The following is a 23,868-nucleotide window of genomic DNA, read 5'->3' on the forward strand; positions in this document are numbered from 1 at the left end:
ATGATTAGTGTTTTTGATATGTTTAAGGTGGGAATCGGACCGTCCAGTTCCCATACTGTTGGGCCGATGAAAGCGGCGAAAGAATTTGTTGATGACTTACTTAATCGTAAATTTTTAGCAAAAATTGACCGCTTGCGTGTTGATGTTTATGGCTCTCTCTCGTTAACAGGACGTGGGCATAATACAGATACTGCTATTATTATGGGGCTAATGGGCTACCTTCCGCATAATGTTGATATTGAACGTATTGAGCAAACCGTCGCTGATTTAAAATCAACTAAGCAGTTAACCTTAGCTGAAAATAGTCAGCAGCCGAAAGTAATTACTTTTGATTTCTTTGAGGATATGCCTTTTCATCGTGATTTTTTACCGCTACACGAAAATGGCGTTAAGTTTAGTGCTTTTGAGGGGCAAAATTTACTCTTTGAAAATACTTATTACTCCATTGGTGGTGGTTTTATTGTCGATGAGGCGAACTTTGGCAAAGTCCAAGAAAGTGCGATAACAGTACCTTTTCCTTATAAAAATGCAGCAGACCTATTGGCACATTGTAGCGAAAATGGCTTACCGCTTTCTTCTGTGGTGTGGAAAAATGAATTAGCCCTTCACAGTAAAGAAGAAATTTCTGCCTATTTGGCTAAAATTTGGCAAACGATGGAAGCTTGTATCCAACGAGGTATACATACCGAAGGGTTATTACCCGGACCAATAAAAGTGGCTCGCCGTGCTTGCTCATTACGTCGTACATTGGAGGCAAACAGTAAGTTTAATATTGACCCGATGCAGATTATTGACTGGGTAAATATGTTTGCCTTAGCGGTAAATGAAGAAAATGCGGCGGGGGGAAGAGTGGTTACTGCTCCGACTAACGGTGCTTGTGGCATTGTGCCTGCAGTTTTGGCGTATTATGAAAAATTTATTTCCCCACTTAATACCGAAACAATAGAGCGCTATTTGCTTACAGCAAGTGTAATTGGTTCACTTTATAAGATGAATGCCTCCATTTCCGGTGCAGAGGTAGGATGTCAAGGCGAAGTTGGTGTTGCGTGTTCAATGGCAGCGGCTGCTTTAACCGAAATTATGGGGGGAACAGCAGATCAGGTTTGTATGGCTGCTGAAATCGGGATGGAGCATAATCTAGGATTAACTTGCGATCCTGTGGGCGGACAGGTACAGGTGCCTTGTATTGAGCGAAATGCAATTGCATCAGTGAAAGCAATTAATGCCAGCCGTATGGCTTTACGTCGTACAACCCGTCCACAAGTGAGCTTGGATAAGGTTATCGAAACGATGTATGAAACAGGTAAGGATATGAATGCGAAATACCGTGAGACCTCCACCGGTGGTTTAGCTATAAAAATATTACCTTGTGATTAAAACAAAAAAATCCACTTTCATTGAAAGTGGATTTTTTATTCGGATTTAAATGGTAATTAACCCATACCGTATTTTTTTAATTTTTTGCGTAATGTACCACGGTTGATACCGAGCATTGTTGCAGCACGAGTTTGGTTACCACGTGTATATTGCATCACCATATCTAACATCGGGTGTTCGATCTCAGATAATACTAATTCGTATAATTCTGTTGGATCTTCGCCATTTAATTGAGATAAATAGTTTTTTAATGCAGCTTTCACATTGTCACGAAGCGGTTTGCTGACTTGCTGTGCTTGTGCATTTAACATGGTTACTGTTAATGGGTTTTGTGTAGGTTGTTGCTCTAACATTTTTTTCTATCCAACGTTTATTCTTAAGATTCTAACGAATCGATTTAACAAAATCTTCTAATGCATTAAGTTGCTCGTGAGTCGAGCTTAATGTATTAAAAGTGCGTTTAAAATTTGATTCCGGCTGTAATTGTTCAATGTACCAACCAACATGTTTTCTTGCGATTCGATAACCTTTTTCTTCACCATAAAAGAGGTGCAGGTCTTCAATATGCTTAAACATTAATTGATATTTTTCATCTTTGGTCAAGCTTGAATATTGTCCGGTTTCAAAAAAATCATTAATTTCCTTAAATAACCAAGGATTCCCAAAACTGCCCCTACCAATCATGACCGCATCGGCATGAGTATAGTCAAGGACAAACTTTGCCTTGTCTGCAGAGGTAATATCTCCATTAGCTATTACAGGGATTGAAATTGCTTGCTTTACCGCTTTGACACTCTCATATTCAGCCTCGCCATTGAATAAACAGCTGCGAGTACGTCCATGAATAGTTAATGCAGCAATACCTGCTTGCTCTGCGATTTTAGCAATTTGAAGACAATTTCTATTTTCCGGATCCCAGCCTGTTCTAATTTTTAGCGTTACAGGCACATTCACAGCATTCACTACAGCATCTAATATTTGAGCGACTAATTCCGGTTCACGTAGCAGAGCGGAGCCTGCCATTTTTTTATTGACCTTTTTCGCCGGGCAGCCCATATTAATATCAATAATATCGGCACCATACTCAACATTTATTTTTGCAGCTTCAGCCATTTCAGCCGGATCTGATCCTGCAATTTGTACAGCATTGATACCGATTTCTTCATGATGTGCTAAACGCAATCTTGATTTTTCAGTATGCCATACATCAGGGTTAGTGGACATCATTTCTGAAAAGGTTAAGCCTGCACCAAGTTGGTGGCATAAACGCCGAAAAGGTTGGTCAGTAATACCTGCCATAGGTGCAAGGAAAATACGGTTTTTTATTACATATTGTCCTATTTGCATTTTTAACCTTTTATTAACAAATTTGAAGTAATTTTAACCAGAAATATATCCAAATAAAAAGTACGGCAAATACCGTACTTCTTATATAAGCTAATTATCAGCTTTTGCTGACTTGAGGGGGCGTATGATACGCATTTTTTAATCATTTTGGAAGCCTATAAATTGGACAATTTGCAAAAATATTGAAAATATTTCTATTGACATCCCCAAAATAATTAAATTAAGGGTATTTAACCTGAATCAGGTTGCCTTGTGTTTGGTGCCAGTCAATTTCTGCGATGGTAGCAGTTTGAAAGGCAATATTGGCTTGATGATGAGTTAATGAGAGAGCTAGATCGAATACCAGTGGTAGATGAGAAATAACCAAAACCTGTTTTGCTCCCTCATTGCGTAAAAAGTCCAGATAGTTTTCTACCGTATATGGATTACCATCAGGTGTGATTTCATCCCAGATTTCAGTGATAGTAGCAAAATTTTGTGAAAATTTAACCGCTTGCATACCTAAAATGAGTTGCTCAAGTGTTTGCTGAGCTCTTAAATAGGGGCTAACGATAATTTTATCTAATTGGATGTTTTGATTAATTAAATGTTGCCCTAGCCATTGCCCTTGTAATCCAATGCTTTTTATGCCGGAGTCGGTTAAAGAACGAGCTGCATCATTCGGTGCATTAAAACCGGCTTCCCCATGTCGCATAATCCAAATATTCATCACTTTCTCCTTCTGTTTGTATTTAAACTCTTGCAATTTAAGCGTATAATGAACGCCGTTTAAAGCATAATCAATATGTTTAGAAAGATTTTAACTTATATTTCAAATTCATTTACGGAGTCAAATAATGTCTAGAAAACTCAGAAGAACCAAGATTGTTTGTACAATGGGGCCTGCAACGGACCGTGGCAATACTTTAGAAAAAATTATTGCAGCCGGTGCGAACATGGTTCGTATGAACTTCTCTCATGGTGTGCCTGAAGATCACATTGAACGTGCTAATAAAGTGCGTGAAATTGCATCAAGATTAGGCCGTCATGTTGCGATTCTTGGTGATCTTCAAGGTCCTAAAATTCGTGTGTCTACATTTAAAGATGGAAAAATTTTCTTAAATATCGGTGATAAATTTACCTTAGATGCAGATTTACCTCGTGGTGAAGGCTACCAAGAAGCAGTAGGTTTAGATTATAAAAACCTTCCAAATGATGTTGTGCCGGGTGATATTCTTTTATTAGACGATGGTAATGTTCAACTTAAAGTATTAGAAGTTGAAGGAATGAAAGTTCATACTGAAGTGACTGTTGGCGGTCCGCTATCGAATAACAAAGGGATCAATAAATTAGGTGGTGGTTTATCTGCCCCAGCATTAACAGAGAAAGATAAAGAAGATATCAAATTAGCAGCAAAAATTGGAGTAGATTACTTAGCGGTTTCATTTCCACAATCAAGCGCAGACTTACACTATGCTCGTGAATTAGCGAAAGAAGCCGGTTTAGACGCGAAAATCGTTGCTAAAGTTGAACGTGCAGAAACTGTTGCCACCGAAGAGGCAATGGATGACATCATTTTAGGTGCAGATGTTGTGATGGTTGCTCGTGGTGACCTAGGTGTTGAAATCGGTGATGCGGCATTAGTTGGTGTTCAAAAACGTTTAATCCGCCGAGCACGTAAATTAAACCGTGTTGTTATTACTGCAACGCAAATGATGGAATCTATGATCAAAAAACCAATGCCGACCCGAGCAGAGGTGATGGACGTTGCTAACGCGGTATTAGATGGTACTGATGCGGTAATGCTTTCCGGCGAAACGGCAAACGGTGATTATCCGGTTGAAACGGTAAGATCAATGGCTGAAGTGTGCTTAGGTGCGGAAACTATGCCAAGTATTAATATCTCTCGCCATCGTATGGAAGGTTCATTTAAGTCTATTGACGAAGCTGTTGCAATGTCTGCAATGTATACGGCAAACCATTTAGAAGGTGTTTCTGCTATCGTTTCATTAACACATTCTGGTGAAACGGCAAAATTAATGAGCCGTATCAGCTCAGGCTTGCCTATCTATGCTATGTCTCGTAATCAAAAAGCCTTGAATCTCTCTGCTCTTTACCGTGGTGTAACACCGGTATATTACAATGAAGAGAGCCGTACAATGGAAGGTGCAAAAAAAGCGATTGCGACATTAAAAGAGCAAGGTTATTTATTAACCGGTGAATTAGTGCTTTTAACTCACGGTGATGAACTAAGAGCCGGTGGTACAAACACTTGCCGTATTTTAAGAGTTGAATAATTTAAACTTTTGAAATAAAAATCCACGTAAGAATTTACGTGGATTTTTTTATGTCTTAATATAAAACAATGATTTTTAACTGATGTAATCTGTATGAATTCTAAACCTCTTTCTATTTGTATTCTGCGTTTATCTGCTATTGGTGATGTATGCCATACGCTTGCTGTTATTCAAGCTATTCAGCGTCATTACCCAACAGCTGAAATCAGCTGGATTATTGGCAAAACCGAAGCTGTTTTAATGAAAGATATTCCAAATGTAACACTCATTCCTTACGATAAAAAAGCAGGATGGAAAGGAATGTTTACACTATGGCAGCAACTTTCCCACAAGCGGTTTGATTTTCTATTAAATTTGCAAACGGCATTTCGAGCCTCAATACTCTCATTAGGAATTAAAGCCAAGAAAAAAATAGGTTTTAATAAAGATCGAGCCAGAGAAGGGCAGTGGTTGTTTACCAATCAAAAAGTAGAAATAACAGACTCACCACACGTTTTAGATGGACAAATGATGTTTGCTAAAGCGATTGGAGTCACCGATTTATCCGCCACATGGCATTTGCCTGTTAGTCAGGCTGATTTAACTTTTGCTAGCCAACTAATTGATTCAGAAAGGAAAAATGTACTGATTGCACCGTGTTCTAGCAAAAAAGAGAAAGATTGGCTGCCTGAACGTTATGCGGAAATCGCAAATTGGTTGATTGAGCAAAATATTAATGTAATTGTTGCGGGATCTCCTTCTGCTTATGAATTAGAAACTGCTGCTAAAATTCAACAACTCTCGCCAAAATGCCAAAATATTGCAGGAAAAACGACACTAAAACAATTAGCTGCGGTGATTCAGAAAGTGGATTTAGTGATTTCGTCTGATTCTGGCCCGGCACATATTGCGACCTCTCAGCATACGCCTGTTATTGGACTTTATGCGATTCATAACCCAAGACGAACTGGCCCTTATCAAGATTTGGATAAAGTGGTATCGGTGTATGATGAGGCAATTTTAAAAAGTTATGGCAAACCTTGGCAACAATTGGCTTGGGCAACTAAAGCAAAGGGAAAAGATTGGATGGAAAAAATTACGGTAGAGGCCGTGAAAGAAAAAATAGTTGAAACTTTAAAAATAAAGCTGTAAAGTGAGTGTATTAAAAATTTTACATAAGGAAATAAAAATGAACACCGTATTCAATCAGGACAGTGTACACAACGTCAACATTAAAGATGAGAAGATTTTATTAACTCCCCAAGAACTAAAACAAGAATTTCCATTGCCAGAACATTTACGCAAGCAGATTGAAACCTCGCGTAAAGAAATTTCTGATATTATCCATAGACGTGATAAACGTCAGTTAATCGTTATCGGCCCTTGTTCGATTCATGATACCAAAGCGGCTATTGAATACGGCAAAAAATTAAAAGCTTTGGCAGATAAATTAAGCGATAAGCTCTATATTGTTATGCGTGTTTATTTTGAAAAGCCGCGCACGACAGTCGGTTGGAAGGGCTTAATTAATGATCCAAAAATGGACGGTTCATTTGATATCGAAACTGGCTTACGTGTTGGGCGTAAGCTCTGCTTGGAATTAGCCGAACTTGGCTTACCGCTTGCAACCGAAGCCCTAGACCCGATGACGCCACAATATTTAGCGGATTTATTCAGCTGGTCGGCAATTGGGGCGAGAACCACCGAATCGCAAACACACCGCGAATTAGCTTCAGGTTTATCCATGGCAGTGGGCTTTAAAAATGGTACGGATGGTGGTTTAGCGGTCGCGTTAAATGCGATGCAATCTTCATCACAGAGCCATAGCTTTATCGGAATCAACCAAAAAGGGCAGGTTACTTTGCTTAAAACCAAAGGCAATGCGGACGGACACGTCATTTTACGTGGCGGTAAAGTGCCAAATTTTGAAAAGCAATATGTTGATGAATGCGAGCAAGCCCTGCGTAAAGCAAACTTGCCGGCTGCGATTATGATCGACTGTAGCCATGGTAATTCCAATAAAGATTACCGCCGCCAGCCGCTCGTTGCCGAAAATGTGTTAGCGCAATTATTAGCGGGCAATACTTCTATTATCGGCTTGATGATTGAAAGCCATTTAAATGCAGGTAACCAAGCATCAGAACAGCCGTTTAGTGAGATGAAATATGGGGTTTCCATTACTGATGCCTGTATTGACTGGGAAACTACCGAGAGTTTATTAACGAATTTCGCAGAGAAATTACGCAATCAGTAAATTTGCAAAAAATTATGCTTTTTTGACCGCTTGTATTTTATTTTGAGTTAAGAAATATGAACCCATTAGCCCCGTTGCGTGAAAAAATCGACCAAGTCGATCAACAACTTATTGAACTGCTTGCTGAGCGTTTGTCCTTGGTGGCAGAAGTCGGTAAAGTGAAATCAGAACACGGTATTCCTGTCTATGCCCCTGACCGTGAAGCCGCAATGATTTCCGCCCGCCGAGATGAGGCTGAGAATAAAGGCATTTCCGCAGATTTAATTGAAGATGTGCTTCGCCGTGTGATGCGGGAATCTTACAGCAACGAAAATAAGCACGGTTTTAAAACGGTTAATCCAAACATTCAAAAAATTGTGATTGTTGGCGGTAAGGGTAAATTAGGCGGATTATTTGCTCACTATTTAACGCTCTCCGGCTATCAAGTGGAAGCTTTGGGGCGTAATGATTGGGATAATGCCACCTCTATTTTAGCCAACACGGATTTAGTGATTATATGTGTGCCGATTGCCGACACTATAGCAACCATTGAGCGTTTACAGCCGTATTTAACCGAAAAAATGATTTTGGCGGATTTAACCTCGGTCAAAACTCAACCGCTGAAAAAAATGTTGGAAATCCATCGCGGGGCAGCAGTGGGCTTACACCCGATGTTCGGTCCTGATGTCGCAAGCCTTGCCAAACAGGTGATTGCCTGTTGCCACGGGCGATTCCCGGAACGTTACGAGTGGCTACTTGAGCAGATGAAAATTTGGGGAGCCAAAATAGAGCAAATTGAGGCGGAAGAACATGATAATGCAATGACCTATATTCAGGCATTACGCCACTTTTCTACCTTTGCTTTTGGTTTGCATCTTTCTCGCCAGCCAGTTCAGCTTTCACAGCTTCTAGCCTTATCTTCACCGATTTACCGTTTAGAATTGGCGATGATCGGGCGTTTGTTTGCTCAAGACGGCAGTTTATATGCAGATATTATTTCCGATAAACCGGAAAATATAAAAGTAATTGAAGCATTGAAAGAGAGCTTTGAACAAAGTTTGGATTTCTTCAAACGCAACGATAAGGCTGCCTTCATTCAAGCATTTGAAGAGGTACATCATTGGTTTGGGGATTATTCCGAGCAATTTTTAAAAGAGAGCCGGGTCTTGTTGCAACAAGCTCATGACTCTAGAAGATAAGGTTAGAAAACGCATTGTACTTACAATGCGTTTTTTGTTATCTAGGGCTGATGAGTCCCTGATGTACTTCAAACAAACAGTCATCTTGTCTGTCTTGCCACTGCATTTGGTTAAGTTGATCTTGAGTGATTGCTGTTACAAACACCTGTGAGCCACTTTCTCTTAGTCGGTGGGCGAGAAGTTCACGTTTGGTTGGGTCTAATTCTGAAGCAAAATCATCTATAAGAAACAAACATTGGCGTTGTTTTTGGGCGACCAAATGTTCCCCTTGAGCAAGGCGTAAGGCACACATAAGTAATTTAAGTTGCCCGCGAGAAAGCACATCTTCCACCGGCAGTCCGTTGGCTTTAAAGCGGAAATCCGCTTTTTGTGCCCCAATCATCGTATAACCAAGGGTTTTATCCCGTTCAAAACCTTGGGCAAGAATCTCCGCATAATCCGTACCTCTTTCCCAACCTTGATGAAAACTCAAGCCGATTTCAATTTCAGGCAAGAAAAATTGGCAGGTTTTTTCAATTTCGGGGCGTAGGGCTTCAGCGTATTCGGCTCGCATTTCACTTACCGCATAAGTGGTTTTCACCAACTCAATATCCCACGCTTTTAATTCTTGATAAGACCGCACTTGTTGCAAAGCAGAATTTCGCTGTTTCAATAAACGGCGTAAGTTTGTCCAATAGGTGTAAAAATCGGTGTGTTGATGAAATAATCCCCAATCCAAAAAGGCACGGCGATAGCTTGGGCCACCGTTTAACAGTGTTAAGCCTTCGGGGGTGATGACTTGCATCGGTAATAAATGGGCAAGATCGGCTATTTTATTGCCGTCTTCACCGTTGATTTTAAGGGTGGTATCGCCCGAGCGTGATTTTTGAATACCGACCGACCATGAGTGCTGAGCTTCATCAATTTTGCCGTGTAGCACGAAATCATCACTATCATAATTGATGATACGGTTACTGATATGGCTTTTAAACGAACGCCCGTGTCCGAGATAAAAAATCGCTTCCAGCAGGCTGGTTTTACCACTGCCGTTTGCCCCTACTAAAAAGTTAAAATGCGGGCTAAATGTCAAGTCGGCATTTTGGATATTGCGGAAGTGGTTTATTAATAAACGGGTTAAAGCCATAGTGAATGTATCGGTAATCAAAAGAAACGCTATTCTACCAATTTTTGCAAAAAAATTGTAAAAATTAACCGCTTGCAGATTAGAAGTGCGTTCAGTAAAATGAGCCGTTTATTTTTATAGCTAAATGGAGAAAAAATTATGTTCGGAAAAGGCGGTTTAGGCGGCTTGATGAAGCAAGCTCAACAAATGCAAGAGCGTATGCAAAAAATGCAAAAAGAGATTGCACAGTTAGAAGTAACGGGTGAATCCGGTGCTGGTTTAGTTAAAGTGACTATTAACGGTGCTCATAATTGCCGTCGTATTGAAATTGATCCATCTTTAATGGAAGATGATAAAGAGATGGTGGAAGATTTAGTGGCTGCAGCCTTTAATGATGCGGTTCGCCGTGCTGATGAAATGCAAAAAGAAAAAATGGCAAGCGTTACTTCAGGTATGCAATTACCGCCGGGAATGAAATTTCCGTTCTAATTATGCAAACCAGTCCTTTACTTGAAAATTTGATGGAAGCCCTACGTGCTTTACCCGGTGTTGGGCCAAAATCGGCACAGCGAATGGCGTATCATCTACTTCAGCGTAATCGTTCAGGCGGTGTGGCTTTGGCTAAGGCATTAAACGAAGCTATGAGCCATATTGGGCATTGCCAATCTTGTCGAACCTTTACTGAAGAAGAGGAATGTGCCATTTGCAAAAATCCAAGGCGTCAAATGAGCGGCCAGCTTTGCGTGGTGGAAATGCCGGAAGATATTCAAGCCATCGAGCAGACCGGGCAGTTTTCCGGGCGTTATTTTGTGCTGATGGGGCATTTATCACCTATCGATGGTATTGGACCTCGTGAAATTGGGCTGGATTTACTGCAACAACGTTTGGAAAATGAATCTTTTCATGAGGTAATTTTAGCGACCAATCCAACAATTGAAGGGGATGCTACAGCAAATTATATTGCTGAAATGTGCAAAATGTATAATGTTAAAGCAACTCGAATCGCTCATGGTGTACCTGTTGGAGGCTCACTAGAAATGGTGGACGGTACAACACTTTCGCATTCTTTTGCAGGAAGACGTGATATTACGCTTTAAACATATTTCTGTTGATATCTAATTCTGATACAATTACTCAACTATTTTATAAAAATTCTATTATCTTAAGGTGAACATAAATGGAAACTATCGATAAAATTAAAAAACAAATTAGTGAAAACCCAATTCTGCTTTATATGAAAGGCTCCCCAAAATTCCCATCTTGCGGTTTCTCTGCCCGTGCGGTTGAAGCAGTTATTAACTGCCAAGTGCCATTTGGTTATGTAGATATTTTAGCAAATCCGGATATTCGTGCGGAATTACCAAAATTTGCTAACTGGCCGACATTCCCACAATTATGGGTGGAGGGAGAGTTAATCGGTGGCTGTGATATCGTATTAGAAATGTTCCAAAAAGGCGAACTTCAGGAATTATTAAAAGCGACAGCAGCAAAACAACCTGCTTAATTGAAATATAATTGTTAAGGCTCTTAATTTTATTAAGGGCCTTAATTTTTTCATTTAATTTTATGGAAAATTATTACCTAGTTTGTAATTTTGTTTTAGAATGATGAAATTATTTCGCAACATAAAATAAAAGGACACAACATGGCATTAAAAGATTTAGATTGGGCAAATTTAGGCTTTTCTTATATTAAAACAGATTACCGTTTCATTGCACACTGGAAAGATGGCAAATGGAATGAAGGCGAATTAACACAAGATAACGTATTACACATTCACGAAGGCTCAACCGCATTACATTACGGACAGCAATGTTTTGAGGGCTTAAAAGCTTATCATTGTAAAGACGGCTCAATTAACCTATTTCGCCCAGACCAAAATGCAGAGCGGATGCAACGTACCGCGGATCGTTTATTAATGCCACGCGTGCCGACCGAATTATTTATTCGTGCCTGTAAAGAAGTGGTGAAAGCTAACCAAGAATGGCTAGGGCCTTACGGCTCAGGAGCAACGCTCTATTTGCGTCCGTTTTTAATCGGTGTAGGTGAAAATATTGGCGTAAGAGCTGCTCCTGAGTTTATCTTTTCTGTATTCTGCTGCCCTGTAGGCGCTTATTTTAAAGGCGGTTTAGCACCCTCTAACTTTGTTACCACCGAATACGACCGTGCAGCCCCAATGGGAACAGGCGGAGTGAAAGTGGGCGGTAACTATGCAGCGAGTTTATTGCCACATGAATTAGCAGTAGATCAAGGCACATCAACGCGTAAATTTGCCGATGCGATTTATTTAGATCCGAAAACTCACACTAAAATTGAAGAAGTAGGGGCGGCGAATTTCTTTGGTATTACTAAAGATAATAAATTTATCACCCCGATTTCCGAGTCGATTTTACCAAGTATCACCAAATATTCTTTATTACATATCGCAAAAGAACGTTTAGGTATGGAGGCGGTTGAAGGCGATGTTTATATTGACCAACTAGACCAATTTGTAGAAGCAGGTGCTTGTGGTACCGCTGCGGTGATTACTCCTGTTGGTGGTATTCAGCATAAAGACAATTTCCACGTCTTCTATTCCGAAACCGAAGTCGGCCCGATTACCCGTCGCTTATATGCAGAATTAACCGGTATTCAGTTTGGTGATTTAGAAGCACCGGAAGGCTGGATTGTAAAAGTAGAATAATTTAAGTTACAAGCGGTCGAATTCGTAAAATTTTTTGCAAATTTAACCGCTTGATTTTTTTAGACAGAGTATGAAAAAGTTAATTTTTTTAGGTTTATCCGTAGTCGCATTAACCGGCTGCTCCTCAAGCGTTTCCAATTCTAACCAGCTGGTGGGGGATTGGCGTTGCACCATTGATTATGATGATTTTAATATCCGCACTGTGGATAATCTCAAATTTGCCGCAAACGGTAATGTGTTAGGGCAGGGCTCTATCCACTATCCAATGCAAAAGCCGATTTTTATTTATACTGTGCAGAATAGCGGTCGTTGGACACTTAAAAATAGCCGCATTGTTTACCGTGTGTTAGCGGAATCCATTCAACGCAACCACAATGCGAATGTGTGGGCGGAACTGCAACGCGACAGTGAATTGCAGCAATACGAAGATAGCTTGTTTAACACGCTTTCTGAAAAGGATAGCAATAAAACTATTGAATTAACGGTAACCGATTTCGATAATACCGAAATGGATATTAAACAAGAGATAAAAGGGCATAAGACTTATAAAGGTCAATGTGTTAAAAAATAGGGGAAGGTTATGATTCAACGTTTTGAAGTAGGTAGCCGTTTTTCGGAAATGGCAGTGTATAACGGAGTGGCATATCTGGCAGGGCAAGTGCCTCTGGATGAAAATGCCGACATTTACACCCAAACCCAGCAGACTTTAGCTGAGATTGATAAGTGGCTGGCAAAAGCGAATACGGATAAAAGTAAAATTTTAATGGCAACGGTTTATTTGCAAGATATGGCAGATTATGCGGAAATGAACCGAGCATGGGATGAATGGGTTGCTGAAAATAATGCTCCGTCACGAGCAGCAGTAGAGGCAAAATTAGCTAACCCAAACTGGAAAGTGGAAATTGTCGTTACAGCTGCAATTTAAAGAGAAAGCAGAGATAATATCTCTGCTTTTTTCGTTAATGGTGAGGTGTAAGCGGTTAAAAAAGCACAATTTTTTGCGAATTAAATTCGCTCAATATCAAACTGTGATAAATCAATCACATCAGGTGTACCATAAAATTCGCAGAGTGCTTTACGTAGTGCCTCTGCCCGTTTTGGTAAGTATCCTCTCTCCGCATATATTTTAACTTGATCATACACCGCTTGCTTAAAGGCGGAATTATCTCCCGGATTACCAGTCAGATTGTCGCTACTTGCAAAATAGCGAAAACCTGCAGCGGTGGCGAGAACCCATTCAATCGCTTGTGGTTTAACTTCTACACTTTCAAATTCCCGTTGGCGTTCGGCAGAGCGTCCGTCCGGTTCATACCAATAACCAAAATCTTCTAATTTACGGCGTTCGGCACCTGCAACCAACCAATGTGAGATTTCGTGTAAGGCACTGCTGTAATAGCCGTGCGCAAATAGAATCACGTTATAAGGTCGCTCACTTTTGATTCCATCTTCATCAATATATTCAGGTAAATAAATCGGATAATCTTCACCTCGCTCTAAACGAGTGTTATATTCTGTTGCAAAGCATTCATCAAATATTCGGATAATATCTTCAATTTTATGATGGTCTTGATTCATTGTGTTCCTCTTAATTTTCTATAGCTGATTTAGCCAGCGTAAAAATCCATCTGCATCTAAAAAGCCGGTTACTCGAGATTGGGTCATTTCTTTGCCGTTTTCATCAAAAAACAAGATGGTAGGTAAACCTTGTATCTTAAAACGTTCTATAAACGCAAAGTTTTCGTCTGAGTTTTTAGTCATATCCAGTTGTAGCACTACCATTTCACTTAACTTTTCTTGTACTTTGGCATCAGTAAAAGTATATTTTTCAAACTCTTTACATGCAACGCACCAATCGGCATAGAGATCCAGCATCACTTTTTTGCCTTTAGAAGCGGTCAGTTTTTCTTCCAAATCGGCAAGTGATTGAATACGTTCTAATTGTAAATGTTGAGCATTTTCAATCTGTATTTTTGACCCTCCCCAAACTAAGTCTGCCCAAGGTTTTGCTGATAAAGCTAAGCCTATTAACAATATCACTTTAAAGACTCTTTTTAGGATAGAGCTAGATGGAATCAGCTCAAATAACCAAATCAAAAAAGCTATTGCTAAGGCAGACCATAGAAACGGTTCATAATGGTTTGGCAAAACACGTGTTATTAAAAATATAGGTAAGGCAAGCATAACAAAACCAAATGCAGTTTTGACGTTTAATAGCCAGTCTCCCGATTTCGGCAGAATTTTATTGCCAAATAGGGTGATAAGAATCAATGGAATACCCATGCCCAATGCAAGCAGATAAAGTGCTAGCCCGCCGGTTATTAAATCGCCACTTTGTGCAACATAGAGCAATGCGCCTGAAAGTGGTGCGGAAGTGCAAGGTGAGGCAATTAGTCCTGCGATCATACCCATTAAAAAGACACTACCAAAAGCGCCGCCTTGTTGTTTTTGGCTTAATAAATTTAACTTTTGTTGCCATGAATTAGGTAGTTGCAATTCAAAGAGTCCAAACATTGAAGAGGCTAAAAGTGTAAATACAATTGCTAATCCGATTAGAACAGGCGGGCTTTGCAATGCTATTTGGAAAGGTAAACCGATTGCCGCTACGATTAAACCTAATAAAGTATAAGTAATAGCCATACCTTGCACATAAGCTATGCTGAGTAATAATGCTTTGGTTGAAGAAGGGCGATTTTGATTACCAATAATAATCGCAGATAAGAGCGGTAACATTGGTAATACGCAAGGAGTAAAAGCTAAACCTAAGCCTAAAACAAAAAACCAAAATATAGAAAATTTATTGCTGGATAATTCTTCTGCTAACTTATTTTGATTGGAGTCTATAATATTTTGTGTCTCTTCGGCGGCTTGTTCACTTGGAATAATAGTATTTAAGGTAAGTTCTAATTTTTCCGGTGGGTAGCAGAAACCTTTAGTACAGCCTTGATATTCCACCGCTATAACTGCATTATCTTGAGATTCTAAAAGAGGAAGCGATACTTGTAATTGGTTGCGGAATATTTCTACCTGTCCCAAAAACTCATCATTATGTTGTTCAGCTTGTGGGAATTGTGGCTCGCCAATAGTTATATTATGAGGCGTAATTTTAATTTCTTTCTTATAAAGATAATAACCTTCTGCAATTTGCCAATTTAGTAAAAGGCTATTTTCTCGCTGGCCTAATGAAAAGACAAAAGCATCTTCTGATTTTAGAAATTCATTTTTAGATGAAAAGAGGCCTGCATAGGCAGGTTGAATCATCAATATACTAAGGAAAATGGACAAAAAATATTTAATCATAGTAATCTTAGACTCTTGAGGATAGTTTAACATTAATAAATATGACAAATTATAGCGGAATAAATTACAAAATTCTGGAGAAATTCGACCGCTTGCCTAGGTTTGGTTTAGCAAGCGGTTATTTTTTGTAAAAATATTGCAATATAATGAAAAATTAATTGCATAGTTATGCAAAAATAATTAGTATTCATTCATTATTTAAAAGTGTAATAGGATTTTAACGAATGGCAATTCGTATTCAAAATGTCAATTTTTTTTATGGTTCAAATCAAGCCTTATTTGACATTAATTTAGAGATTGAAAAAGGCGATACTGTAGTTTTATTAGGGCCGAGTGGTGCAGGAAAAAGTACTTTAATTCGTACTTTAAATCTTATTGAAGTCCCTCAATCTGGAACATTAGAAATTGCAAACCATAAATTTGACTTAACAGCGAAAGCAGACAACAAAGCTGTCAGTTTATTACGCCGTGAAGTAGGTATGGTGTTTCAGCAATATCATTTATGGCCGCATTTAACGGTGCTGCAAAATTTAATCGAAGCTCCGATGAAAGTGCTCGGATTAAGTAAAGAAGAGGCAATCTCACGTGCAAAAGTACATTTAGAGCGTTTGCGCTTAGCAGAGTTTTCCGAGCGTTTTCCATTACAGCTTTCCGGTGGACAGCAGCAGCGTGTAGCGATTGCCAGAGCATTAATGATGCAGCCTCAAGTGCTACTTTTTGATGAGCCAACCGCTGCACTTGATCCTGAGATTACAGCGCAAGTTGTTGATATTATTAAAGAGCTTCAACAAACAGGTATTACGCAAGTTATCGTAACCCATGAGGTTGGCGTTGCGCGTAAAGTAGCTACTAAAGTCGTTTATATGGAGCATGGCTCAATTATTGAGCAAGGGGATGCAAGTTGCTTTGAACAGCCTAAAACGGAACAGTTTGCGCAGTATTTATCTCATTCTGAGTAAATTAAAACAGAAATAAGGACACAACAATGAAAAAACTATTTTTAGCTTCAACAATTGCATTAGCTTCTCTTTCCGCTTCCGCACAAGAAACTATTACTTTTGCAATGGAACCATCTTATGCACCTTTTGAAATGACTAATGAAAAAGGCGAGGTTGTTGGTTTTGATGTGGATATTGCCAAAGCATTATGTGAAGAAATTAAAGCGACGTGTCAATTTAAAACACAATCATTTGATAGTTTGATTGCCGGCTTAAAATTTAAAAATTTCGATGCAATCATTTCGGGGATGGATATTACCGAAGCTCGTCAGAAACAGGTTTCTTTTACAGAACCGTACTTAGAAAACTCGGTTAGCTTCATGGCAGTAAAAGGTAAATTTACACCGGAAACTGCAAAAAACGTGGGTGTGCAAAATGGTACAACCTTCCAGCAGTATTTAACAAAAAATGCAAAACAGTATAATTTAAAACCTTATGCTACTTTACAATCTGCAGTATTAGATCTTAAAAATGGTCGTATTGATATGGTATTTGGTGATACCCCTGTATTAACTGAATGGTTAAAAACTGAAAAAGAGTTAGCGTTTGTGGGGGAGAAAGTAGTGGATAAGGCATTTTTTGGTAATGGGTATGGTATTGCAGTAAATAAATCCAATACTGCATTGTTAGAAAAATTAAATGCTGCATTAGCCACTATTAAAAACAATGGCAAATATGAGCAAATCTATAATACTTGGATGGCAGGAAAATAATGTCTTCTGATATTTTTAACTTACTTGCCAGTGCAACCTTGATGACATTAGGGATTGCAGTGGCAAGCCTTTTTATTGGTATGTTGTTGTCAATTTTATTTGTGGTACTTGAAACCAGTAAGATTGCTTGCATCCGCAAGCCGACAACTGTCATGATCACATTATTAAGAGGTTTACCTGAAATTTTAGTGGTATTCCTCATTTATTTTGGATTAATCCAAATTATTTTCTTAATGACGGATGAATTTGCAGAGTTGAATGCATTTTGGTGCGGTTCTATTGCGCTTGGAATTATTTTTGCTGCTTATGCATCCCAATCTTTGCGTGGAGCGATTAAGGCTATTCCACTAGGACAGTGGGAATCAGGTGCTGCTTTAGGATTAAGTCGTGCGCAAGTTTTTATCCGTATTGTGATGCCACAAGTATGGAGACATGCATTGCCGGGGTTGAGCAACCAGTGGTTAGTATTATTAAAGGATACCGCTTTGGTTTCTTTGATTGGAGTAGATGATTTAATGCGCCAGTCGGAATTAATTAATGCGAATACTCATCAACCTTTTACTTGGTATGGTATTGCTGCTCTTATTTATTTAGCGATCACTCTTATCAGCCAACGAGTGATTAAGCTGTTAGAAGCCCGCTTTACCCGTTTTGAGCGAGGAGTTGCCTGATGTTGTGGGATTATTTAGTTGAAATTTCACAAGGTATTGGTACAAGCCTTCAATTGACCTTTGTGGCATTAATTATTGCCTTTATTTTGGCTATTATACTTACATTTATTCTTTCACTAGAAAACCGTCCTCTTAAATGGCTGGTGAATGGTTTTATTACTTTATTTACCGGCACGCCATTATTGATTCAGTTTTTCTTGATTTATAGTGGTCCCGGACAGTTTGAGTGGATTACACAAAGCCCGTTATGGTCAGTACTTTCTGATGCTTGGTTTTGTGCTATGCTGGCATTAGCTCTGAACAGTGCTGCCTACTCAACACTGCTCTTCCATGGAGCAGTAAAGGCGATTCCAAAAGGGCAGTGGGAGACCTGTGCTGCTTTAGGTTTAAGCAGACTAGATACGCTTAAAATTTTGATTCCTTATGCTTTAAAACGTGCGTTACCATCTTATAGTAATGAGATTGTATTGGTGTTTAAGGGAACATCGCTTGCCTCAACCATTACTATTATGGATATTATGGGATATGCTCGCCAGCTATATGGTACAGAATATGATGCTCTATCTATTTATGGTATGGCAGGCGTTATATACCTTGTAATTACAGGTATTATGACATTAGCGTTAAGAAAATTAGAAAGCAAAGTATTGGCATTTGAACGCTTTGAAGCAGAGAAAGCATAATTTTAATGCAAAATACAAGCGGTTGAATTTAAGTAATTTTTTGCAAATGAAAGGCATAGGCCGTGAGCCTATGCCTTTCTCTTTTTATTTTGTAGTAAAACCGTTTAACAAATATAAACATGGCTTTGATCTTCTTTTGCCTTGCTTTTGTTATTTTTAATTATCCGGTACTAAGACCGGCATAAAAAATCTGCTCTTTGCAAAGTGGTTACTTTATAAAGAGCAGATTATTATTTCTTGAATTTTTATGGAGGATTATACCTTTTTTCTCACCACTAATTGGCTTAGCACTACTAAAGTTAACGAGAAAATAATCATAATGGTTGCAAGTGCGTTCACTTCCGGGGTTACACCGGTTTTAACCAATGAGAAGATTTTCAGTGGTAATACTTCGTAGCTTGGGCTGGTCACAAATGATGATACGATAACGTCATCAAGTGAAATCGTAAAGCTTAATAACCAGCCTGAAATAATTGAAGGTAAGGCTAATGGTAAAATAATTTTACGTAAAATAGTGACTTCACTTGCCCCTAAATCTTTTGCAGCCTCTAACATTTTGCCGTCAAAGTCACTTAAGCGTGATGAAATAGCAATCACAACATAAGGTAAACAGAATGTAATATGTGCAATTAAGAGTGAGATAAAGCCAAGTTTGATGCCCAAAATCATAAATAATACGAGCATAGACACTGCCATCACAATATCAGGTGACATCATCACCACAAACAACATACCACCCACTAATTTTTTACCACGGAAACGGTAACGATAAAGGGCAATTGAGGTTAAAGCACCTAAAATCGTTGAGAATGTCGCAGCAAAGAATGCAATGGTTAATGAATTTATCGTTGCTTGTACTAAAGTGTCATTACTGAATAGACGCTCGTACCAGTTCCAAGTAAATCCTTTCCAATTTAAACCAAAACGGTCTGCATTAAATGAATTTACTACCAAAATGATGATTGGAATATACAAATACGCAAACACCACGAACATAAAAAGGTTTCTAAATGTCTTTTTCATTATTCAAGCTCCACCTTTTTATTTAATAATTTATTTGCACGATAGTAAACATAAAGCATCAATGCCATTAAAATTGTTAATGCAATACTTACCGCAGAGCCTAAAGCAAATTGGTTTGTATTTAAGAATAGGCTCTTAATAATGTTACCGACTAATGGTGTTTTACCCCCACCGAGTAAGTCTGCTACATAGAACATACCCATTGCAGGTAGTAATACCAATAAACAGCCAGCAACAATGCCCGGCATTGTCAGAGGAATGGTTACTCTGATAAAGCGTTGGAAAGCATTTGCTCCCAAGTCTTTAGCGGCTTCAAGCAAACGGTGATCAATTTTCTCAATGGATGAATACAGTGGTAAAATCATAAATGGTAATAATATATAAACCAAACCGATAATAATCGCTATTTCAGAGTTTAATAAACGTAAAGGCTCGCTAATTAATCCGAGCGATAATAATGTTTCGTTTAAGACACCTTTCACACCTAAGAAAATTTTAATTCCGTAAATACGAATGAGTGAGTTAGTCCAGAATGGTAACACCACTAAAAACAGTAAAAACGGTCTGATTTTTGCCGGCATTTTTGCAATGATAAATGCAAAAGGGTAACCGATGATTAAACAGAAAAATGTAGCAATGCCCGCCATATAAAGCGAGTTCCACAATACTGTGGCATAGGTATCGTTGAATAATGATTTATATGCTTCAAGACTAAACGCAAAATCAACGAAATACTGGCTTTGACGGTTTTCTGTTAAGAAACTGATAATTAAAACAAGTACGTTCGGCACTAATACGAAAAGCAATAGCCAACCGAAAATAGCAGAGACCGCACCATTTTGGAACTTACTATTCGCCTTCATCGTTTAACACAACCTCCCAGCCTTCGTACCAGGTTAATGCCACTTTTTGACCGACTTCGTGGTCAATATTCGGGTCATCTTCGTTAAAGAATTCGCTAACTAATACGTTTAAGCCGTTATGATCTAACTTAACGCTTGATTCAAGCGTCATCCCTTTATAGTTACGATCAATAATATGACCGATAATCGCTTTAGAACTTTCATTTTCATCTAGCTCTTCGATCACAATATCTTCAGGGCGTAATAGCACTTTTAGTTTCTGGTTTGGATGAACATCCATATTTTCCACTTTAATATTGCAGATGCGACCTTCTACATTTGCTTTCACATTTTGTGCATCGACACGCTCAATTACCGTTGCATCGAAAACATTAATTTCGCCGATAAAACGAGCTACAAACAGGTTACTGGGTTCTTCGTAAATTTCGCGAGGTGTGCCGTCTTGAGCAATTTTACCGCCGTTCATCACGATAATACGGTCAGACATGGTTAATGCTTCTTCCTGATCGTGGGTAACGAAAATAAAGGTAATACCTAATTGGCGTTGTAATGCTTTTAATTCATTTTGCATCTCTTTACGTAATTTGTAATCTAATGCCGAAAGAGATTCATCTAATAATAATACTTTAGGTTTGTTTACAACCGCACGAGCGATAGCAATACGTTGTTGCTGACCACCTGAAAGTTGAGCCGGTTTTTGCTGTGCTCTATCTTCAAGTCGAACCATACGTAATGCTTCCATTACACGAGGCTCAATTTCAGCATTCGGCTCTTTTTGCATACGTAAGCCAAATGCCACATTTTCAAAAATAGTCATATGTGGGAACAATGCATAGCTTTGGAATACGGTATTAACAGGACGTTGTTCCGCAGGAATATCAGAAACATCTTGACCATCAAGAATAATTGAGCCATCTGTTAAATCTTCAAAACCTGCAATTAAACGTAATGCGGTAGTTTTACCACAACCTGAAGGGCCTAAAATTGTTAAAAATTCACCATCATTAATGGTCAAATTTAAATTTTTAAGAATCGTTTTACTACCGTAGCTTTTTGTTACATTTTTAAGCTCGATGATAGCTTTTTGTTCTAATTTTTCCATCTACTGCTGTTTTCCCTTAAATCAAAAAGAAAAGGACTAATCAAATTAGGCGTTTTGCCCCCAAAAAATCAATTGATAATAATATAGCTAAAGGGGGAAGAATGAAAGGAAAAATTTACTTTTTAAGGATTTTTCTTACCTTTTACAAGCGGTCATTTTTAGCAAAAATTTTGCAAATTTCGCAAGGAAATAGACCGCTTGTTTGCTTTTCGTTAAAATAGGCTATCAATATAAAAAAGAACAATAATTCAATGAAACTCAATTCTCAACAACAACAAGCAGTGGAATATACCAAAGGAGCTTGTCTTGTTTTAGCCGGAGCAGGCTCGGGCAAGACTCGGGTGATTATTAATAAAATCGCTCACTTAATTGCACATTGTGGCTATTCGCCTAAACAAATCGCGGCGGTCACTTTTACCAACAAAGCTGCCCGTGAAATGCGTGAGCGGGTGGCTCATTCTATCGGCAAAGAACAGAGCAAAGGGCTGACGATTTCGACTTTTCACACCCTAGGTTTTGAGATTTTAAAACGTGAATATAAATTGCTCGGTTTTAAATCAGGCATGACCTTATTTGACGAATACGACCAAATCGCCCTACTCAAACATTTGTTACCGGAAAATGTGACGGAAGATAAAGAACTGCTCAAGACGCTCATTTCCACTATTTCAAATTGGAAGAACGATTTACTTTCCCCTGAAATGGTTATTACGCGTGTGCGTGACGAGCGTGAGCGGGTGTTTTCCCATTTCTACCAACTCTATCAAAATCAGCTCAAAGCCTATAATGCGTTAGATTTTGATGATTTAATTATGCTTCCTGTGCTGCTTTTCCGCCAATTTCCTGAAGCAAAAGCCCGCTGGCAGCAAAAAATTCGCTATTTGTTGGTAGATGAATATCAAGACACTAACACCAGCCAATATGAGTTGATTAAATTAATTGTTGGCGATGAGCCAAATTTTACGGTGGTCGGTGATGATGACCAATCCATTTACTCGTGGCGTGGTGCGAAGCCTGAGAATATGCAACGCTTACAAGAAGATTTCAACTTAAAAGTTATTAAGCTGGAACAGAATTATCGCTCAAGCCAGCGGATTTTACATTGTGCCAATATTTTAATTGATAACAACGCCCATTTATTCAGCAAACGCCTTTTCTCCGAGCTGGGCGAGGGCGAAAAGCTGAATGTGATCGAAGCTAAGAATGAAGAGCATGAAGCCGAGCGAATTATTGGCGAGCTGATTGCTCATCGTTTTTCGAAAAAGACTAAATATAAAGATTATGCAATTTTGTATCGAGGCAACCATCAATCTCGTTTGCTTGAAAAATTGTTGATGCAAAACCGTATTCCCTACAAAATTTCAGGCGGTACTTCATTTTTTGCCCGAGCCGAAATCAAAGATATGATGGCGTATTTACGTTTGGTAGTAAATCAAGATGATGATGCCGCTTTTTTACGCATTGTAAACACACCGAAACGGGAAATCGGGGCGGTAACCTTAGAAAAACTTGGGATGCTCGCCAATGAAAAGCAGGTTAGCCTGTTTGAAGCGATTTTTGATTTTGAGCTGATTCAACGCTTAACACCAAAACCTTACCAAGCCTTGCAGGATTTCGCCCGTTGGATTGTAGAAATTGCTGACCAAGCTGAACGTTCCGACCCGATTGAAGCGGTAAAAGATCTCTTGGCAAAGATTCAATACGAAGCCTATTTGTATGAAACCGCTACCACGCCGAAAATGGCAGAAATGCAAAGCCGTAATGTGCAAACGCTGTTTGAGTGGGTACAAGGTATGCTCGAAGGCGATGAAATTGAAGAACCAATGAATTTGGTGCAAGTAGTGAATCGCTTGACTTTACGCGATATGCTCGAACGTGGTGAAGATGATGATGAAGCTGACCAAGTTCAACTTATGACCCTGCATGCTTCAAAAGGCTTAGAATTTCCGCACGTATTTTTAATTGGAATGGAAGAGGGCATTCTGCCGCACCAAACCAGCTTGGATGAAGATAATGTGGATGAAGAACGCCGTTTGGCTTATGTTGGCATTACCCGAGCACAGCAAACTTTAACCTTTTCGCTCTGCAAAGAACGTCGCCAATACGGTGAAATCATCAAGCCTGAGCCAAGCCGCTTCTTGCTCGAACTGCCACAAGATGATTTGGTGTGGGAACGGGATAAAACTCCATTAACCGAACAACAAAAAGTGGAAAAATCTTCCGCTAATATTGCTAACTTAATGGCGATGTTAAAGGCGAATAAGAAATAAAGACAAGCGGTCAAATTTACAAAAAATATTACAAATTTGACCGCTTGTTTAT

The 23,868-nt window shown here is 39.0% G+C and carries 25 protein-coding genes; 16 read left to right on the top strand and 9 right to left on the bottom strand.

The genetic code is table 11. The features are described 5' to 3' along the window. Window positions 1-1,377 (top strand): L-serine ammonia-lyase, encoded by a 1,377-nt coding sequence (locus A6B41_RS03185; protein WP_027075196.1) that lies wholly within the window; start codon window positions 1-3, stop codon window positions 1,375-1,377. A gap of 56 nt (window positions 1,378-1,433) precedes the next feature. On the opposite strand, the gene fis is transcribed toward A6B41_RS03185, so the two are convergent. The 3 genes from fis to sixA form a co-directional block, all read right to left on the bottom strand. Then, a complete protein-coding gene (fis, locus tag A6B41_RS03190; protein WP_027075197.1) occupies window positions 1,434-1,730 on the bottom strand; it encodes a DNA-binding transcriptional regulator Fis in 297 nt (98 codons plus the stop codon). Between the two features lie 31 nt (window positions 1,731-1,761). Then, on the bottom strand, window positions 1,762-2,724 hold the full coding sequence (gene dusB, locus A6B41_RS03195; protein WP_027075198.1) for a tRNA dihydrouridine synthase DusB: 963 nt from the start codon (window positions 2,722-2,724) through the stop codon (window positions 1,762-1,764). Between the two features lie 220 nt (window positions 2,725-2,944). After that, on the bottom strand, window positions 2,945-3,433 hold the full coding sequence (gene sixA / locus A6B41_RS03200; RefSeq protein ID WP_027075199.1) for a phosphohistidine phosphatase SixA: 489 nt from the start codon (window positions 3,431-3,433) through the stop codon (window positions 2,945-2,947). A 127-nt stretch (window positions 3,434-3,560) separates the two neighbouring features. Between sixA and pyk the strand changes: the two genes are divergently transcribed. The 4 genes from pyk to tyrA all read left to right on the top strand — a co-directional run bounded on the left by pyk (window position 3,561) and on the right by tyrA (window position 8,411). After that, on the top strand, window positions 3,561-5,000 hold the full coding sequence (gene pyk, locus A6B41_RS03205) for a pyruvate kinase (RefSeq protein ID WP_027075200.1): 1,440 nt from the start codon (window positions 3,561-3,563) through the stop codon (window positions 4,998-5,000). 93 nt (window positions 5,001-5,093) lie between these two features. Then, on the top strand, window positions 5,094-6,131 hold the full coding sequence (locus tag A6B41_RS03210) for a glycosyltransferase family 9 protein (RefSeq protein ID WP_027075201.1): 1,038 nt from the start codon (window positions 5,094-5,096) through the stop codon (window positions 6,129-6,131). Window positions 6,132-6,168: 37 nt separating this feature from the next. Beyond that, on the top strand, window positions 6,169-7,233 hold the full coding sequence (locus tag A6B41_RS03215) for a 3-deoxy-7-phosphoheptulonate synthase (protein WP_027075202.1): 1,065 nt from the start codon (window positions 6,169-6,171) through the stop codon (window positions 7,231-7,233). 56 nt (window positions 7,234-7,289) lie between these two features. Continuing rightward, entirely contained in the window at window positions 7,290-8,411 is a 1,122-nt protein-coding gene (gene tyrA / locus A6B41_RS03220; protein ID WP_027075203.1) for a bifunctional chorismate mutase/prephenate dehydrogenase, read from the top strand. Window positions 8,412-8,448: 37 nt separating this feature from the next. On the opposite strand, the gene recF is transcribed toward tyrA, so the two are convergent. Next, window positions 8,449-9,534 (bottom strand): DNA replication/repair protein RecF, encoded by a 1,086-nt coding sequence (gene recF, locus A6B41_RS03225; RefSeq protein WP_027075204.1) that lies wholly within the window; start codon window positions 9,532-9,534, stop codon window positions 8,449-8,451. 138 nt (window positions 9,535-9,672) lie between these two features. Here recF and A6B41_RS03230 point away from each other — a divergent pair, with 138 nt between their 5' ends. From A6B41_RS03230 to A6B41_RS03255, 6 genes are all read left to right on the top strand, one after another. Further along, window positions 9,673-10,002: a YbaB/EbfC family nucleoid-associated protein gene (locus A6B41_RS03230; RefSeq protein ID WP_027075205.1), complete on the top strand. Its 330-nt coding sequence runs from the start codon at window positions 9,673-9,675 to the stop codon at window positions 10,000-10,002. A 2-nt stretch (window positions 10,003-10,004) separates the two neighbouring features. Beyond that, a complete protein-coding gene (gene recR, locus A6B41_RS03235) occupies window positions 10,005-10,610 on the top strand; it encodes a recombination mediator RecR (RefSeq protein ID WP_027075206.1) in 606 nt (201 codons plus the stop codon). A gap of 80 nt (window positions 10,611-10,690) precedes the next feature. Continuing rightward, window positions 10,691-11,017 carry a Grx4 family monothiol glutaredoxin gene (gene grxD / locus A6B41_RS03240; RefSeq protein WP_027075207.1) on the top strand — a complete coding sequence of 109 codons (327 nt, stop codon included), beginning with the start codon at window positions 10,691-10,693 and terminating at the stop codon, window positions 11,015-11,017. Window positions 11,018-11,143: 126 nt separating this feature from the next. Next, window positions 11,144-12,196, top strand: a complete 1,053-nt coding sequence (locus tag A6B41_RS03245) for a branched-chain amino acid aminotransferase (RefSeq protein ID WP_322785860.1) — start codon at window positions 11,144-11,146, stop codon at window positions 12,194-12,196. Window positions 12,197-12,266: 70 nt separating this feature from the next. Further along, on the top strand, window positions 12,267-12,767 hold the full coding sequence (locus A6B41_RS03250; protein ID WP_027075209.1) for a membrane lipoprotein lipid attachment site-containing protein: 501 nt from the start codon (window positions 12,267-12,269) through the stop codon (window positions 12,765-12,767). Window positions 12,768-12,776: 9 nt separating this feature from the next. Beyond that, window positions 12,777-13,121 carry a RidA family protein gene (locus A6B41_RS03255; protein WP_027075210.1) on the top strand — a complete coding sequence of 115 codons (345 nt, stop codon included), beginning with the start codon at window positions 12,777-12,779 and terminating at the stop codon, window positions 13,119-13,121. 80 nt (window positions 13,122-13,201) lie between these two features. On the opposite strand, the gene A6B41_RS03260 is transcribed toward A6B41_RS03255, so the two are convergent. Continuing rightward, on the bottom strand, window positions 13,202-13,771 hold the full coding sequence (locus A6B41_RS03260) for an elongation factor P hydroxylase (RefSeq protein WP_027075211.1): 570 nt from the start codon (window positions 13,769-13,771) through the stop codon (window positions 13,202-13,204). 18 nt (window positions 13,772-13,789) lie between these two features. After that, a complete protein-coding gene (locus A6B41_RS03265) occupies window positions 13,790-15,493 on the bottom strand; it encodes a protein-disulfide reductase DsbD (RefSeq protein ID WP_027075212.1) in 1,704 nt (567 codons plus the stop codon). Window positions 15,494-15,717: 224 nt separating this feature from the next. Here A6B41_RS03265 and artP point away from each other — a divergent pair, with 224 nt between their 5' ends. From artP to artM, 4 genes are read left to right on the top strand one after another with little or no spacing between them, the layout of a single operon-like run. Next, on the top strand, window positions 15,718-16,452 hold the full coding sequence (gene artP, locus A6B41_RS03270; protein WP_027075213.1) for an arginine ABC transporter ATP-binding protein ArtP: 735 nt from the start codon (window positions 15,718-15,720) through the stop codon (window positions 16,450-16,452). 26 nt (window positions 16,453-16,478) lie between these two features. After that, a complete protein-coding gene (locus tag A6B41_RS03275) occupies window positions 16,479-17,204 on the top strand; it encodes an arginine ABC transporter substrate-binding protein (RefSeq protein ID WP_027075214.1) in 726 nt (241 codons plus the stop codon). Continuing rightward, complete coding sequence (artQ, locus tag A6B41_RS03280; RefSeq protein WP_027075215.1) at window positions 17,204-17,875, top strand: arginine ABC transporter permease ArtQ; 672 nt, start codon at window positions 17,204-17,206, stop codon at window positions 17,873-17,875. Before A6B41_RS03275 ends, artQ begins: the two co-directional genes overlap by 1 nt. Continuing rightward, window positions 17,875-18,558, top strand: coding sequence for an arginine ABC transporter permease ArtM (artM, locus tag A6B41_RS03285; RefSeq protein ID WP_027075216.1), 684 nt, complete (start codon window positions 17,875-17,877; stop codon window positions 18,556-18,558). The genes artQ and artM overlap by 1 nt, the downstream gene beginning before the upstream one ends. Window positions 18,559-18,813: 255 nt before the next feature. On the opposite strand, the gene potC is transcribed toward artM, so the two are convergent. From potC to potA, 3 genes are read right to left on the bottom strand one after another with little or no spacing between them, the layout of a single operon-like run. Continuing rightward, window positions 18,814-19,581: a spermidine/putrescine ABC transporter permease PotC gene (gene potC / locus A6B41_RS03290; RefSeq protein ID WP_032847641.1), complete on the bottom strand. Its 768-nt coding sequence runs from the start codon at window positions 19,579-19,581 to the stop codon at window positions 18,814-18,816. After that, window positions 19,581-20,444: a spermidine/putrescine ABC transporter permease PotB gene (gene potB / locus A6B41_RS03295; protein ID WP_027075218.1), complete on the bottom strand. Its 864-nt coding sequence runs from the start codon at window positions 20,442-20,444 to the stop codon at window positions 19,581-19,583. Before potB ends, potC begins: the two co-directional genes overlap by 1 nt. After that, window positions 20,431-21,546, bottom strand: coding sequence for a spermidine/putrescine ABC transporter ATP-binding protein PotA (gene potA, locus A6B41_RS03300; protein WP_027075219.1), 1,116 nt, complete (start codon window positions 21,544-21,546; stop codon window positions 20,431-20,433). Before potA ends, potB begins: the two co-directional genes overlap by 14 nt. A gap of 251 nt (window positions 21,547-21,797) precedes the next feature. Between potA and rep the strand changes: the two genes are divergently transcribed. Further along, complete coding sequence (gene rep, locus A6B41_RS03305; protein ID WP_027075220.1) at window positions 21,798-23,816, top strand: DNA helicase Rep; 2,019 nt, start codon at window positions 21,798-21,800, stop codon at window positions 23,814-23,816. The last annotated feature ends 52 nt before the right edge of the window (window positions 23,817-23,868 follow it).

Source organism: Mannheimia granulomatis, assembly GCF_013377255.1.
GTDB lineage: Bacteria > Pseudomonadota > Gammaproteobacteria > Enterobacterales > Pasteurellaceae > Mannheimia > Mannheimia granulomatis.

Coding starts and splice junctions, on each gene's coding strand:
- A6B41_RS03185 (WP_027075196.1), top strand. CDS start 1: ATGATTAGTGTTTTTGATATGTTTAAGGTGGGAATCGGACCGTCCAGT.
- fis (WP_027075197.1), bottom strand. CDS start 1,730: ATGTTAGAGCAACAACCTACACAAAACCCATTAACAGTAACCATGTTA.
- dusB (WP_027075198.1), bottom strand. CDS start 2,724: ATGCAAATAGGACAATATGTAATAAAAAACCGTATTTTCCTTGCACCT.
- sixA (WP_027075199.1), bottom strand. CDS start 3,433: ATGAATATTTGGATTATGCGACATGGGGAAGCCGGTTTTAATGCACCG.
- pyk (WP_027075200.1), top strand. CDS start 3,561: ATGTCTAGAAAACTCAGAAGAACCAAGATTGTTTGTACAATGGGGCCT.
- A6B41_RS03210 (WP_027075201.1), top strand. CDS start 5,094: ATGAATTCTAAACCTCTTTCTATTTGTATTCTGCGTTTATCTGCTATT.
- A6B41_RS03215 (WP_027075202.1), top strand. CDS start 6,169: ATGAACACCGTATTCAATCAGGACAGTGTACACAACGTCAACATTAAA.
- tyrA (WP_027075203.1), top strand. CDS start 7,290: ATGAACCCATTAGCCCCGTTGCGTGAAAAAATCGACCAAGTCGATCAA.
- recF (WP_027075204.1), bottom strand. CDS start 9,534: ATGGCTTTAACCCGTTTATTAATAAACCACTTCCGCAATATCCAAAAT.
- A6B41_RS03230 (WP_027075205.1), top strand. CDS start 9,673: ATGTTCGGAAAAGGCGGTTTAGGCGGCTTGATGAAGCAAGCTCAACAA.
- recR (WP_027075206.1), top strand. CDS start 10,005: ATGCAAACCAGTCCTTTACTTGAAAATTTGATGGAAGCCCTACGTGCT.
- grxD (WP_027075207.1), top strand. CDS start 10,691: ATGGAAACTATCGATAAAATTAAAAAACAAATTAGTGAAAACCCAATT.
- A6B41_RS03250 (WP_027075209.1), top strand. CDS start 12,267: ATGAAAAAGTTAATTTTTTTAGGTTTATCCGTAGTCGCATTAACCGGC.
- A6B41_RS03255 (WP_027075210.1), top strand. CDS start 12,777: ATGATTCAACGTTTTGAAGTAGGTAGCCGTTTTTCGGAAATGGCAGTG.
- A6B41_RS03260 (WP_027075211.1), bottom strand. CDS start 13,771: ATGAATCAAGACCATCATAAAATTGAAGATATTATCCGAATATTTGAT.
- A6B41_RS03265 (WP_027075212.1), bottom strand. CDS start 15,493: ATGATTAAATATTTTTTGTCCATTTTCCTTAGTATATTGATGATTCAA.
- artP (WP_027075213.1), top strand. CDS start 15,718: ATGGCAATTCGTATTCAAAATGTCAATTTTTTTTATGGTTCAAATCAA.
- A6B41_RS03275 (WP_027075214.1), top strand. CDS start 16,479: ATGAAAAAACTATTTTTAGCTTCAACAATTGCATTAGCTTCTCTTTCC.
- artQ (WP_027075215.1), top strand. CDS start 17,204: ATGTCTTCTGATATTTTTAACTTACTTGCCAGTGCAACCTTGATGACA.
- artM (WP_027075216.1), top strand. CDS start 17,875: ATGTTGTGGGATTATTTAGTTGAAATTTCACAAGGTATTGGTACAAGC.
- potC (WP_032847641.1), bottom strand. CDS start 19,581: ATGAAAAAGACATTTAGAAACCTTTTTATGTTCGTGGTGTTTGCGTAT.
- potB (WP_027075218.1), bottom strand. CDS start 20,444: ATGAAGGCGAATAGTAAGTTCCAAAATGGTGCGGTCTCTGCTATTTTC.
- potA (WP_027075219.1), bottom strand. CDS start 21,546: ATGGAAAAATTAGAACAAAAAGCTATCATCGAGCTTAAAAATGTAACA.
- rep (WP_027075220.1), top strand. CDS start 21,798: ATGAAACTCAATTCTCAACAACAACAAGCAGTGGAATATACCAAAGGA.